This window comes from Labrys sp. 22185 (genome assembly GCF_052045555.1).
In the GTDB taxonomy this organism is placed as follows: domain Bacteria; phylum Pseudomonadota; class Alphaproteobacteria; order Rhizobiales; family Labraceae; genus Labrys; species Labrys neptuniae.
Map to the genome: position 1 here is coordinate 21,775 of NZ_JBQEPH010000013.1, position 12,459 is coordinate 34,233.

Genomic DNA, 12,459 nt, shown 5'->3' on the forward strand with positions numbered 1-12,459 from the left:
GGTGATCTCGCACACCTTCCTTGGCGTCGGCGATTTCGAGAAGGCTTTCCGCTTCTACGAGTCCGTGCTTGGTGAACTCGGGCTGGTGCTGCGTTTTCGCGAAGATGAGCACCCCCATCAGCGTCCTTGGGCGGGCTGGGTCCGGCCGAGCGCCTCTCGCCCGATCTTCCTGATCGGCCGGCCCTTCGACGGGCAGGTACCAGCACCCGGCAACGGTCCGATGGTCGCCCTTCTGGCGCCGGACCGGCCCGCCGTGGCTCGGGCCTGGCAAGCGGCCCTTAACCATGGCGGCACGGATGAGGGTGCGCCCGGACTGCGGCCCGAGTATCATGCCGACTATTACGGCGCCTATTTCCGCGACCCCGATGGCAACAAGCTCTGCGTGTGCTGCCACGATGCGGTCGCGGGACAATAGGCCTCCCACTCGCTCAAGGACCCCCGATGTTCCGTCTGTGCACACTTTTCGCCCCGCTCGCCATGTTGGGCGCCTGTTCCACCACGCCGCCGAAGGTGGAGACGGTGACGCGCGGGTTGGAGCGGCCCATCGTGGCTTGCCGCACCCAGCAGCATGTCGGCACGCTGCACGCTTCAGGGGAGCAATTCCAGCGCGAGTTCGACAACCACATGGCCGATGGGCGCTGCCGCCGCTTCACGGCCGGGCAGAAGGTGCGCGACCGCACCAAGACCAGCTTCGTCGACCCCGGCAACGGCGTGCGCTACTATATCTACCAGGGCGGCTGATGAATGCCATCCGGGGCGAAACGGCCTGGCAGTAGGGGCCCCGCAGACCTGGTCGTCAGCCTTTACGAAGCCCATGCCGATGCCTGGGACGAAATACGGCGTCGGCATTTCCTCGAGGAGGCCTGGTTCGACCGGTTCCTGGCGCTTCTGCCGGCAGTGCAGGCTTCTATCCTCGATATCGGCTGCGGTGCTGGCGAGCCGGTCGCCCGCCATTGCATCGAACGGGGGCATCGGGTGACCGGCCTGGATGCTGCTCCCTCCCTGGTCGGGCTTTGCCAGGCGCGCTTCCCGGGCCATGATTGGCTGGTCGGCGACATGCGAACCTTGGCGCTCGGCCGGACCTTCGACGGCATCATCGCCTGGAATAGCCTCTTCCATCTCCCGCCGACGGACCACAGGGACATGTTCCCGATCTTTCGCCGGCATGCAAATCCGAAGGCAGTGCTGATCTTTACCAGCGGTACCGGGCATGGCGAGGCAGTCGGCTCCTTCCAGGGCGAGCCGCTCTACCACGGCAGCCTGAATCCCCAGGAATACCGCCGGCTGCTGGAAACCAATGGCTTTGATATCGTCTCGCATGTGGTGGAAGATCCCGATTGCGGAGGGGCGACGATTTGGGTCGCCCGGCTTGCCTGAAGTGGTGCTTGCCTTTCGCGGTAGCGTTCCCTGACGGCCGCCGCGGTTTTGATGCGAGGCGAAGAGGGTGAGCAAAAGCGATATCTCCAGGGGCGATCTGGCCTTGGGCCGGACGATCCGATCGTGGCCGGGCATCGGCAGTGCGGCGGAGGTGGTGCAGCACGCCTCGCTGCTGTGCCGCAGGCTCGCTTCCGATGGCCCCGGCCTGGTGCTGGTCGAGAGGGGCCGCAAGATCATCCGCAGCGATGGCGTCGAGCTGACGGCCGCGGCCGGCCAGATCGTATTGGTGCCGGACGGCTGCGACTTCGACGTGATCAACCAGCCGGCATCCGACGGCCCCTATCGCGCCGTCGCCCTGAATTTCGCGCCTGCTCTCTTTCGGGACCTGCGGGTCGCCAATGTTCCGCCCCTGCGCAGGATCGAGGTCCTTGTCGATCCATCCGCAGCGTTCCGGCACGCTTGCGATGTCGCGGCGCGGGCCATCGCGGAACGGGAGACCTTGCCTGAAGCGGTGGCCGCGGCGCGTGTGCGCGAGATCCTGCTTTGGCTGGATGGGTTCGGCTATGGTTTCGAACTGCGCGGCGGCAACGATCTCGTGGCGCGCCTGCGCCGGATGCTGGTGGCTGAGCCAGCTCGTTCCTGGCGTGCCGCCCCGGTCGCAGCCTCGATCGGCATGAGCGAGCCGAGCCTGCGTCGCCATCTTGCCGAACGCGGCACCAGCTTCACCGGCCTGCTCATCGATGTCCGCATGACGGCCGCGCTCTATCTGCTGCAGTCCACAGACCGGCCGGTTACCCGCATCGCCCTCGATGTCGGCTATGACTCCGCGTCCCGTTTTTCTGTGCGGTTCCGCAGTCGCTTTGGTTTTGCACCCAGCGAAATCAGAGGTCATCATCGTGAGTTTGATCGGAACGGCACGGAATTCGAGCTGGATGGCGCTGCCGCGATGCCAACGGGATGACAGGATCGCTTCCCTGAACGAAGGAAGCTCAATCATGAAATACATCCTGGCCAGCGCCGTGGCGTTGGGATTTGCCGCCACCCAGCCCGCCCCGGCCTTTGAACTGGCGAGTGCCGATATTGGCGAGGGAGCTACCCTCGCCAAGGCACAGGTGTCCAACGTCTTCGGCTGTTCGGGCGGAAACGTCTCGCCCGCTTTGAACTGGAAGAACCCGCCCGAAGGCACCAGGAGCTATGCGGTGACGCTCTACGATCCCGATGCGCCGACGGGTTCGGGCTGGTGGCACTGGATCGTGTACGACATTCCGGCCTCGGCGACATCCCTGCCGTCCGGAGCGGGGGACGGCAAGGCGCTGCCATCGGGAACGGTCCAGGGGCGCAACGATGCCGGCATGCCCGCTTTCATGGGCGCCTGCCCGCCACCCGGCCCAGCCCATCGCTATGTCCTGACGATCACCGCGCTGAAAGTGCCCAAGCTGGATCTGCCTGCCACGGCCAGCGGCGCGATGATCGGTTTCATGATCCGCGCCAATGCCCTGGCCTCGGCCACGATTACTGCGACCTACGGCCAGTAAGGTAGGGGAGTGCGCGGACTCTATGCCCGCGCCGCAGCCTCGGCTAATTCCGCCATTGCCTGTGTTGCCGACCGAAGGCGTTCATCGCCCATATGGCGAGACAGTTTGGTCTTGGCCGATTTCCATAGGGGAAATGCCTGTGTGAGGAGGCCGCGCCCGGATTCGGTCAATTCCAGCCGCTTTCCTGCACGGCCACGGCCACCTTCGGCGCGGACCAGACCCCGTGCCTCCAGGTTCTGAACGTTTCGGCTGAGTGTCGTCGCATCGACTCCGGCGCTGTTTGCAAGGTCAACGAGTGTCGCTGCTTCGGACGCTCCAATTCCAACCAGGAGGCTGAATTGCTCGGCCGTCAGCCCGAGCGGCTTGAAGCAGGCGTTGTAATAACGCGTGACCGCCCGGGCGGTCGCGCGAGCCCGAAAGCCCGGACATTCCGCGGCAATGTCCTTGAGAGATTCTGGAGCAAGCCTGCTCATGTTGGCACTCTCGACAACCGGATGGGACCATAATACTGTATATACATTATTGGAGATTTTGCCATGGCCGCCTATGTGCATGTCAATCTGCAGGTGACAGACCCTGCCAAGCAGGCGGCGCTCGCCCCCCGCTTTCAGGCGGCTCTGCAGGAAGCTGGCGGACGGATTCTGCATTTCGGCCGTGTCGCACAGGTGCTTGAGGGCGATGAGACGCCTCTTCCCATGGCCGGCGTGTTCGAGTTTCCGACCCTGGCCCAGGCGCTGGCCTTCTACAATTCCGAAAAGTATGCGCCGATCAAGGCCGAACGCCGAAAAGCCCAGCAAGCGAGGATGTTCGTCGTCGAAGCCGGTTGAAGTGTCCGCGCCCCGGCAGAGGCGGGCAGTTTCGCCGGCTTCCGATTTGATGTGCCGCGAGGAAGCTATCCCTTGTTGGCGACCGCCACGCCGAGTGCCGCGATGGCGAGGCCGGCGATCTGGATGGGGGTGAGGGCTTCGCCGAACATGCCCCAGGCCATCAGGGCGGAGACACCGGGCACCAAATAGAGCAGCGCCGCCACCTGGGCCACCGCGCCGCGCTTGATCAGCACCATCAGGAGCAGGATGGCGCCGATCGACATGCCGAAGACGGACCATGCGAGGCCCGTCCAGGCGGCGACGGAGGCCCAGTCGAAATGGCCGCTCTCGGTCGCGAGGCCGCCTATGACGATCGGCACCATGGCGCCAGCATATTGCACGGCGGTGTTGGTGGCGAGATCGGCGCCGCGCCCGCGCCGCTTCTGCCAGATGGTGCCGAGCGTGATCGCCACCATGCCACCCAGGCAAACGAGCAGTGGAACAAGCGGAATGCCGCCCTCCCCGCTCGCGCCGAGCTTGGGAATAAGGGTCAACCCGGCGCCGGCCGCGCCGATGACGATGCCGAGCGCACGCCGGCGCGAGACCTCTTCGCCGAGCAGCGGCCTGGAGAGGAGACCGGTGAGCAGCGGCTGCAGGCCGGCGATGAGCGCCGATATGCCCGAAGGCAGGCCGTGTGAAACGGCCCAGAACACCCCGCCGAGATAGAGGCCATGGATCAGCAGGCCGGCCACGAGCGCATCCAGCCAGGCCCGGCCGCTCTGGGGCCAGGAGGCGCCGCTCCACAACGCATAGACGCCGAGCAGCAACCCCGCCGCCACGAAGCGCAGGCCGAGAAAGGTCAGCGGCTCGGCATGGGGGGCCACCAACCGCGCCGTGACGAAGCCCGTCGACCACAAGGGCACGAACAGGGCCGCCAGCACGGAGGACGGCAGGGCGGGACGGTGAACGGCGGAATCGGCGCTGGACATGGGAACTCAAAAGCGTTTTCCAGAAAAGCCGATAGACTTTTCGATCAAGAAAACGCGTTGAAATAAAGAGTTAGAGAAGAATTGCGATTCGGAGAAATTGCACTTTGCTCGAAAAACAAAAGCCGCCGTCCGGTTGCCCGAACGACGGCTTTCAAACGTCAAAACCTCAGGCCGCCTTCTTCTTGGCCGGAAGCAGCTTGCGGTTGATCAGCACCTCGGCGATCTGGATCGCGTTGAGCGCGGCGCCCTTGCGCAGATTGTCGGAGACAACCCACATGTCCAGGCCGTTCTCCACCGTGATGTCCTCGCGGATGCGGGAGATGTAGGTGGCATCCTCGCCCGAGGCCTCGTAGGGCGTGATGTAGCCGCCGGGCTCGCGCTTGTCGATCACCAGGCAGCCCGGCGCCGAACGCAGGATCTCGCGGGCTTCGTCCGCCGTCACCGGCTTCTCGAATTCGATGTTCACGGCTTCCGAATGGGAGATGAACACCGGCACGCGCACGCAGGTCGCGGTCAGCTTGATCTTGGGGTCGAGGATCTTCTTGGTCTCGGCCACCATCTTCCATTCTTCCTTCGTGTACCCGTCTTCCATGAAGACATCGATATGCGGGATCACGTTGAAAGCGATGCGCTTGGGAAACTTCTTCGGCTCGACCGCGTCGTTGACATAGATGGCCTTGGTCTGGGCGAAGAGTTCGTCGAGGCCTTCCTTGCCCGCGCCGGAGACCGACTGGTAGGTGGCGACGACGACGCGCTTGATGCCGAAGCGATCATGCAGCGGCTTCAGCGCCACCACGAGCTGGGCGGTGGAGCAGTTGGGGTTGGCGATGATGTTCTTCTTCGAGAAGCCGGCGACCGCATCGGCGTTCACTTCCGGAACGATCAGCGGTACGTCGGCGTCGTAGCGCCAGGCCGAGGAATTGTCGATGACGACGCAGCCCTGCGCGCCGATCTTCGGCGACCATTCCTTGGATACGTCACCGCCGGCCGACATCAGCGCGATGTCGGTGTCGGAGAAGTCATAAGTGGCCAAGTCCCGCGTTTTCAGCGTTTTGTCGCCATACGAAACTTCCGTGCCCAGGCTGCGGCGCGAAGCCAGAGCAACCACTTCATCGGCGGGGAACGCCCGCTCGGCCAGAATGTTCAGCATCTCGCGGCCCACATTGCCTGTGGCGCCCACGACGGCGACCTTGTAACCCACTGTCTTAAGTCCTTCTCCGTGAATTGTCGGATGTACAACCGTCTCCCATATGGGAGCGGCGCGCTGGAATATCATTGTGCGCCGCCGCATGCAATTGAACGTTTAGTGTTGCGGCTTGGTGGTTCGCAGCAAGATTGCGCCGAATATGGCCGAAAGGATGGAGCCCAGCAGCACGCCGATCTTGGTCTCGTCGAGCAGGTTCGGGGCATTGGCATAGGCAAGGCCGCCGATGAACAGGCTCATGGTGAAGCCGATGCCGCAGAGCAGCGCCACGCCGTAGAGATGGCGCCAGCTGGCATTGGCTGGCAGTTCGGCCCAGTTGGCCCGGATGGCGAGGGCCGCGAAGGCAAAGACGCCGATCTGCTTGCCGACGAACAGGCCGAGCGTCACCCCGAGCGTGACGGGATCGACGAAATTGCCGAGCGACAGGCCACCGAGGGCGACGCCGGCATTGGCGAAACCGAAGATCGGCACGATCAGATAGGTCACGTAAGGGTGCAGCCCGTGCTCGAGCTTATGCAGCGGTGTGTGATCATGCTCGTGCCCGCCCTTGCGGCGCAGCGGGATGGTGAAGGCGAGCGCCACGCCGGCCAGCGTGGCATGTACGCCCGACAGATAGGTCAGGACCCACAACACCGCGCCGAGCGCCAGATAGGCCGGCAGGAAGGTGACGCCGCGCCGGTTCATCACGGAAAGCACCACCAGAACGAGGAAGGCGCCGTTGAGCATCCAGATATTCAGCGAAGCGGTATAGAACAGGGCGATGATCACCACCGCGCCGAGATCGTCGATGATGGCGAGCGCCGTGAGGAAGACTTTCAGCGAGGCCGGCACGCGCGGGCCGAGCAAAGCAAGCACGCCGAGGGCGAAGGCGATGTCGGTGGCCGAGGGAATGGCCCAGCCCTGCAGCGTGCCCTCGGCCCGCCAGTTGACCGCCACGAAGATCAGGGCCGGCACCACCATGCCGCCCACAGCCGCGATGCCCGGCAGGGCCCGGCGCGGCCAGCTCGACAATTGCCCGTCCAGCACCTCGCGCTTGATCTCCAGGCCTACCAGCAGGAAGAACAGCGCCATCAGCCCGTCATTGATCCAGTGCAGCAGGCTGAGGCCGCCGACATAGAGGTGGAGCGTATGGAAATAGGCTTCGCCGAGCGGGGAATTGGCCACGATCAGGGCGAGCGCTGCCACCGCCATCAGGATGATGCCGCCGGCAGCCTCGGTGGCGAGGAAGCTCCTGAGAAAGGATGGGCGGCCGGTCTGAGACATGAATCGGGGTCCTTGCGGTTGGGGAAACCCGTCTCAGGCTGCGCATTTCCCAGGGGTCGTCGGGGTGTCCTGGAAGGGTAGAAAAAACCCGCTGCAATTGACAGCATTTTCGGGAGGTGGCTAAGCGGGCTCGGGCGTGGTGTGCCGGTCTTCAGACCGGCAATTTCCGCTCTGCCTATCCGTGCCGAAGCGCTTGCCGGCGGGGACAATGCCGGCATGAAGACCGGCACACCGCGTGTCCTGCGCCGTCCTGCAAGGTCGGGCGTCCTGGATGCCGCTGGGCCGATCCCTAAAGCGTTTTGTGATTTGATGGAATCACCAAGAATCGCAAAGACGCGTCGAACCAAAGAGTGAGAGCAAAGCGCGTTCACGCCTGAACGCGCTTTGCTCTAGGGAACAGCACCCCCGCCGCGTCATTTTTGCAACAAAATCCAGCCATTTTGGCAGGGCCCAATTCCCCTAACGTAAAATTGCGGCCGTGAATGCCTTCGCTGGTGTTCCGGCCTTGAAATGGGAATGCTTTGACATGGATCTGACCAGACGTGCCGCCCTGCAACTGGCCGGAACGGCCTGTGCGAGCCTGGCGACCGGATGGGGTGGTGCCCTCGCGGCCACGGATACCTTCGGCCCGGAGACGGTGATCGCCAAGGCGAGAGAACTGGCGGCCAAGCCCTATGTCGGTCCCGGCGATGCCCTGCCCGAAAGCCTGAGCCAGCTCAGCTATGACGATTTCCGTCGCATCAATTTCCGCACCGATCATACCCTGCTGCGCGACGGCGGCTCGAATTTCGGCCTGCAGCTCTTCCATCGCGGCAGCATCTTCAAGCACCAGGCCAAGGTGAATCTGGTGGCCGACGGCGCCGTCAAGCCGCTGTTCTATTCGCCTGATTTGTTCGATTTCGGCGACAGGGGCCCGCCGCAGGGCCTGCCGACCTCGCTGGGCTTTGCCGGCATACGCTTGCTCTATCCGCTCAATCACAGCGGCAAGATGGACGAGCTCGCCGCCTTCCTGGGCGCCAGCTATTTCCGCTTCCTCGGCAAGGGGCAGCATTACGGCCTCTCGGCGCGCGGGCTCTCGCTGGGGTCGGGCGGCCCGGGCGAGGAATTTCCCGACTTCGTCGAATTCTGGGTCGAGACACCGCAGGCCGGCCAGGGCAGCATCGCCGTGCATGCCCTGCTCGACGGCCCCTCTGTCACCGGCGCCTATCGTTTCGCGTTCGAGCCGGGCACGGGTGATGATGTCGCGGTGCAGGCCACGCTCTTCGCGCGCAAGGACCTCAAGGAGATGGGCCTGGCGCCGCTGACCTCGATGTTCCTCTATGGCGAGAATACCCTCAATCGCCCGCGGGACTTCCGTCCCGAAGTGCATGATTCCGACGGCCTGGCCATCCAGTCCGAAGGCGGGGAATGGCTGTGGCGCCCGTTGCGCAACCCCACGCGCAATTCCGTCGCCAATTTCTTTTCCAAGGACATCAAGGGTTTTGGTCTCCTCCAGCGCGACCGCGCCTTCGGCAGCTATCAGGATCTGGAGGCTCTCTACGACAAGCGCCCCGGTTATTGGGTCGAGATGAAGAGCCGGCTCGGACAAGGGCGCGTGGTGCTGGTGGAACTGCATTCGAATGCCGAGACCGACGACAATGTCGTTGCCACCTGGGTGCCGGACATCCAGCCCAAGGCGGGCAGCGAGACGCAGATTTCCTATGTCATCCACGCCGTTGCCGGTCCGCTGCATCAGGGCGGCCAGGCCTATGCCACGTTCGAAACCCACAATGCCGCCGCCACCACCGCCGGCAAGCCCAGCGTCACCCGCTTCCTGATCGATTTCGTCGGCGACCGTCTGAAGGACGTCGCCCTCGACGTCAGTAAGATCGAGCTGGTGATCTGGGGCTCGAACGGCACGGTCTCGGGCCCTTCCGTGGTGGCCAATCCCGCCATCAACGGGGTGAGGGCGAGCTTCGACGCCGAGCCGCCGCCCGGCGAGGACGTCGATTTGCGAGCCTTCCTGCGCCTGGGCTCGGAGACGCTGACGGAGACCTGGACCTACCGGCTCGACTCGGCCCAGCCGGTGTGAGGGATATCGGAGCGCGGACGTCACAGCGACATGCTTGCATGTCGCGATGTCCGCTCTTCCCATCCTGCAACCGCTGCGATTCCAAGAGCGGACTGGAAGTCCGCGCTCCGGATCGCGCCAAATTTACGCCGCATAAACCATCCCGGTAACTTCCGATGAAGCCGAGGCCCATTGCCGGGTGCGCGGACATCTTGTCCGCCTCCAGGAAACGCCCCGCAGGGCCGGAAAATCGCTGAAAATACGGTCAAGCGCCCGGAAATTGGCTGTCCCTTGCCATATACCGGCCCTTAACCCGCCTTGCCTAGCGTGAGCCTGGGCTATTGGTGTTGCGTTCCCGTCAGATTTCCGAAAGGACGTCTCGATCCGATCCGGATTGCCGCACCTTGCAACTTTGAGGTTTACGGCAATGCGGACCATGCGACGCGGCTTTGCACAAAGCTACGCTCTTCCCGACGAACTGAAGAGCATGCTGACGCGCAGGCTGAACGAATTGCTCGGCATGGCGCTGATCGGCTTCACGGGCCTGGCCGCCATTGCGCTGGCGACCTGGTCGGTGCAGGATGCCAGCTACAACCATGTCGGCGGCGCCCTGCCGATCCGCAACTGGCTCGGCTTTTCCGGTGCCGTCACCGCCGATTTCCTCACCCAGATGTTCGGCATCGCCTCGATTGCGCTGCTGGCGCCGCTCGCCTTCCTGGGCTGGCGCCTGCTCGCCCACAAGGCCTTCGATTCGCAGCGCATGCGCCTGATCTGCCTCGTCGTGGGCGTTCTCCTGGCGGCTGGCTGCCTGTCGGGCTTGCCGGTCACCGCGCATTGGCCGCTGCCCACGGGCCTGGGTGGCGCGGTCGGCGACTGGGTCTTCTATCTGTTCACGCCGCTGTTCTTCGCCGGCAAGTCGGTGATCGGCCAGGCCGTGCTGACGCTGGCACTTGGTTTCGGTGCCTTTTTCACCCTGGCCATCGCCTCCGGCTTCTTCTTCCAATATCGCGAGGAGGAGCGCCCGGCGCCTGAGATGCCGATGCGCATCCGCGGCCAGCCGCGCCGGATGAGCGAGGAGGAGGATGAGGAGGACGAGCGTTCCGCCGTGCTCGGCGCCCTGATGCATTGGGGGCTGATGGCCAAGAGCGCGCTGTTCCGCAAGCGCGTCAAGGTCACCCCGAGCCGGATCGAACGCCAGCGCTATGAGCGCGACGGTCGCGAGCCGCCGATGTACCGGCCCGGCGGCATTTCCGATCTCTTCGCCCGCGTCAAGGCGGCCGCCCACCTCATCGCCCGCCCCGTCTCGGCGCAGGCCGAGCCCGGGCCGGCCCGCCGCGAGCCGGCCTTCACGCCGCGCACCGCTCCGCGCGCCGATGCCCGGCGTCCGCATGAGGCCGTGTCACTCGACGGCCAGGAACTGGACGATCGACTGCCCGAGGCGATCGATCAATATTCCGGCAGCCAGCCGGGCTATCAGCCTTATGACGACGAGGACGAGCTGCCGCCGATGCCGCCGCCGCGCCGGCCGCTGATCAGCGCCGAGGAGGCTGCGCGCCGGGTCGAGCCCGCCATCACGACGACCCGGGTGGCCCAGCCGAGCGCGGCGCCGAAGCCGGGCAAGCGTCTCCAGCGCGAGAGCGAGCCGGATTTCCCCTTCGAGCATCGCTACGAGCTGCCGCCGCTTTCGCTGCTGGCGGAACCCCGCAAGCAGAGCGGCGTCGGCGTCTCCCAGGAGGCGCTGGAACAGAATGCCCGCCTGCTCGAAGGGGTGCTGGAGGATTTCGGCGTGCGCGGCGAGATCATCAATGTCCGCCCCGGGCCGGTGGTGACGCTCTATGAACTGGAGCCTGCTGCCGGCATCAAGGCCGCGCGCGTCATCGGCCTTGCCGACGACATCGCCCGCTCGATGTCGGCGCTGTCGGCCCGCGTCGCCGTGGTGCCCGGCCGTAACGTCATCGGCATCGAGCTGCCCAATTCCAAGCGCGAAATGGTGTATTTCCGCGAGCTTCTGGCCTCGGAGGATTTCGAGAAGTCGAAGTTCAAGCTGGCGCTCGCCCTGGGCAAGACCATCGGCGGCGAGCCGGTGATGGCCCAGCTCGAGAAGATGCCGCATCTGCTCGTCGCCGGCACCACCGGCTCGGGCAAGTCGGTCGCCATCAACACCATGATCCTGTCGCTGCTCTACCGGCTGAAGCCGGAGGAGTGCCGCATGATCATGGTCGACCCCAAAATGCTCGAGCTCTCCATCTATGACGGCATCCCGCATCTGCTGGCGCCCGTCGTCACCGACATGAAGAAGGTGGTGCTCGCGCTCAAATGGGCCGTGCGCGAGATGGAAGAGCGCTACAAGAAGATGGCCAAGCTCGGCGTGCGCAACATCGACGGCTACAACCAGCGTGCCGCCGAGGCGATGGCCAAGGGCGAGACGGTGTTGCGCACCGTGCAGACCGGCTTCGACAAGGAAACCGGCCAGGCCCTCTACGAGCAGGAGGAGATGGATCTCTCGCCGGTGCCCTATATCGTCATCATCGTCGACGAAATGGCCGACCTGATGATCCAGGAGGGCAAGAACGTCGAGGGGCCGATCCAGCGCCTGGCCCAGATGGCGCGTGCCGCCGGCATCCATCTGATCATGGCGACGCAGCGTCCCTCGGTCGACGTCATCACCGGCACGATCAAGGCCAACTTCCCCACCCGCATCTCCTTCCAGCTCACCACCAAGATCGACAGCCGCACCATCCTGGGCGAGCAGGGCGCCGAGCAGCTCCTCGGCCAGGGCGACATGCTGCACATGGCCGGCGGCGGGCGCATCTCGCGCGTGCATGGGCCCTTCGTCTCCGACGAGGAGGTGGAGAAGGTGGTCACCCATCTCAAGGCCCAGGGCCGGCCCGACTATCTCGACGCCATCACCGCCGACGAGGACGAGGGCGGCGACGACGAGGCCGCCGACGGCGCGGTGTTCGACAAGACCGCGATGGGCTCCGAAGACGGCGGCGACCTCTACGACCAGGCGCTCAAGGTGGTGATGCGCGACAAGAAGTGCTCGACTTCCTACATCCAGCGCCGCCTGCAGATTGGCTACAACCGCGCCGCCTCGCTGGTGGAGCGCATGGAAAAGGAAGGCATCGTCGGCCCGGCCAACCACGCCGGCAAGCGCGAGATCCTGGTCTACAGCCGCGACGTCAGGAATGGCGAGGAGGAAAACCAGGAGGACGAGGAGTAGGGGAGGGGCGCA

Annotated in this window: 12 protein-coding genes; 8 read left to right on the top strand and 4 right to left on the bottom strand. The window is 64.9% G+C overall.

Features of this window, described 5'->3' with window-relative positions:
- Position 1: 1 nt before the first annotated feature.
- The 5 genes from ACTJKX_RS22780 (at position 2) to ACTJKX_RS22800 (ending at position 2,912) form a co-directional block, all read left to right on the top strand.
- Complete coding sequence (locus ACTJKX_RS22780; protein ID WP_440726615.1) at positions 2-415, top strand: VOC family protein; 414 nt, start codon at positions 2-4, stop codon at positions 413-415.
- Between the two features lie 26 nt (positions 416-441).
- Positions 442-741 (top strand): hypothetical protein, encoded by a 300-nt coding sequence (locus ACTJKX_RS22785; protein ID WP_311935695.1) that lies wholly within the window; start codon positions 442-444, stop codon positions 739-741.
- Positions 742-744: 3 nt separating this feature from the next.
- On the top strand, positions 745-1,377 hold the full coding sequence (locus tag ACTJKX_RS22790; protein WP_440726616.1) for a class I SAM-dependent DNA methyltransferase: 633 nt from the start codon (positions 745-747) through the stop codon (positions 1,375-1,377).
- Between the two features lie 67 nt (positions 1,378-1,444).
- Positions 1,445-2,338 carry a helix-turn-helix transcriptional regulator gene (locus tag ACTJKX_RS22795; RefSeq protein WP_440726617.1) on the top strand — a complete coding sequence of 298 codons (894 nt, stop codon included), beginning with the start codon at positions 1,445-1,447 and terminating at the stop codon, positions 2,336-2,338.
- A 34-nt stretch (positions 2,339-2,372) separates the two neighbouring features.
- Positions 2,373-2,912 (top strand): YbhB/YbcL family Raf kinase inhibitor-like protein, encoded by a 540-nt coding sequence (locus tag ACTJKX_RS22800; protein WP_440726618.1) that lies wholly within the window; start codon positions 2,373-2,375, stop codon positions 2,910-2,912.
- Positions 2,913-2,932: 20 nt separating this feature from the next.
- Here the strand turns inward: ACTJKX_RS22800 and ACTJKX_RS22805 are convergent, their stop codons facing one another.
- Positions 2,933-3,385 (bottom strand): MarR family winged helix-turn-helix transcriptional regulator, encoded by a 453-nt coding sequence (locus ACTJKX_RS22805; RefSeq protein WP_440726619.1) that lies wholly within the window; start codon positions 3,383-3,385, stop codon positions 2,933-2,935.
- A 63-nt stretch (positions 3,386-3,448) separates the two neighbouring features.
- Here ACTJKX_RS22805 and ACTJKX_RS22810 point away from each other — a divergent pair, with 63 nt between their 5' ends.
- Positions 3,449-3,739 (top strand): DUF1330 domain-containing protein, encoded by a 291-nt coding sequence (locus ACTJKX_RS22810; RefSeq protein ID WP_440726620.1) that lies wholly within the window; start codon positions 3,449-3,451, stop codon positions 3,737-3,739.
- A 65-nt stretch (positions 3,740-3,804) separates the two neighbouring features.
- On the opposite strand, the gene ACTJKX_RS22815 is transcribed toward ACTJKX_RS22810, so the two are convergent.
- The 3 genes from ACTJKX_RS22815 to nhaA all read right to left on the bottom strand — a co-directional run bounded on the left by ACTJKX_RS22815 (position 3,805) and on the right by nhaA (position 7,174).
- Complete coding sequence (locus ACTJKX_RS22815; protein WP_440726621.1) at positions 3,805-4,707, bottom strand: DMT family transporter; 903 nt, start codon at positions 4,705-4,707, stop codon at positions 3,805-3,807.
- A 166-nt stretch (positions 4,708-4,873) separates the two neighbouring features.
- Positions 4,874-5,908, bottom strand: coding sequence for an aspartate-semialdehyde dehydrogenase (locus ACTJKX_RS22820; RefSeq protein WP_311935718.1), 1,035 nt, complete (start codon positions 5,906-5,908; stop codon positions 4,874-4,876).
- 102 nt (positions 5,909-6,010) lie between these two features.
- Positions 6,011-7,174, bottom strand: coding sequence for a Na+/H+ antiporter NhaA (nhaA, locus tag ACTJKX_RS22825; protein WP_311935721.1), 1,164 nt, complete (start codon positions 7,172-7,174; stop codon positions 6,011-6,013).
- Positions 7,175-7,700: 526 nt separating this feature from the next.
- Between nhaA and ACTJKX_RS22830 the strand changes: the two genes are divergently transcribed.
- Together ACTJKX_RS22830 and ACTJKX_RS22835 are read left to right on the top strand one after the other, a co-directional pair.
- The gene (locus ACTJKX_RS22830) at positions 7,701-9,245 is read left to right on the top strand and encodes a glucan biosynthesis protein (RefSeq protein ID WP_440726622.1); all 1,545 of its coding nucleotides are present in this window, start codon (positions 7,701-7,703) and stop codon (positions 9,243-9,245) included.
- Positions 9,246-9,651: 406 nt separating this feature from the next.
- Positions 9,652-12,447 (top strand): DNA translocase FtsK, encoded by a 2,796-nt coding sequence (locus ACTJKX_RS22835; protein WP_394312424.1) that lies wholly within the window; start codon positions 9,652-9,654, stop codon positions 12,445-12,447.
- Positions 12,448-12,459: the final 12 nt, after the last annotated feature.

Excerpts from the sequence above, each read along its gene's own strand:
- ACTJKX_RS22800 (WP_440726618.1), top strand. The coding sequence starts at position 2,373 with ATGAAATACATCCTGGCCAGCGCCGTGGCGTTGGGATTTGCCGCCACC.
- ACTJKX_RS22805 (WP_440726619.1), bottom strand. The coding sequence starts at position 3,385 with ATGAGCAGGCTTGCTCCAGAATCTCTCAAGGACATTGCCGCGGAATGT.
- nhaA (WP_311935721.1), bottom strand. The coding sequence starts at position 7,174 with ATGTCTCAGACCGGCCGCCCATCCTTTCTCAGGAGCTTCCTCGCCACC.
- ACTJKX_RS22830 (WP_440726622.1), top strand. The coding sequence starts at position 7,701 with ATGGATCTGACCAGACGTGCCGCCCTGCAACTGGCCGGAACGGCCTGT.
- ACTJKX_RS22835 (WP_394312424.1), top strand. The coding sequence starts at position 9,652 with ATGCGGACCATGCGACGCGGCTTTGCACAAAGCTACGCTCTTCCCGAC.
- ACTJKX_RS22790 (WP_440726616.1), top strand. The coding sequence starts at position 745 with ATGCCATCCGGGGCGAAACGGCCTGGCAGTAGGGGCCCCGCAGACCTG.
- ACTJKX_RS22810 (WP_440726620.1), top strand. The coding sequence starts at position 3,449 with ATGGCCGCCTATGTGCATGTCAATCTGCAGGTGACAGACCCTGCCAAG.
- ACTJKX_RS22815 (WP_440726621.1), bottom strand. The coding sequence starts at position 4,707 with ATGTCCAGCGCCGATTCCGCCGTTCACCGTCCCGCCCTGCCGTCCTCC.
- ACTJKX_RS22785 (WP_311935695.1), top strand. The coding sequence starts at position 442 with ATGTTCCGTCTGTGCACACTTTTCGCCCCGCTCGCCATGTTGGGCGCC.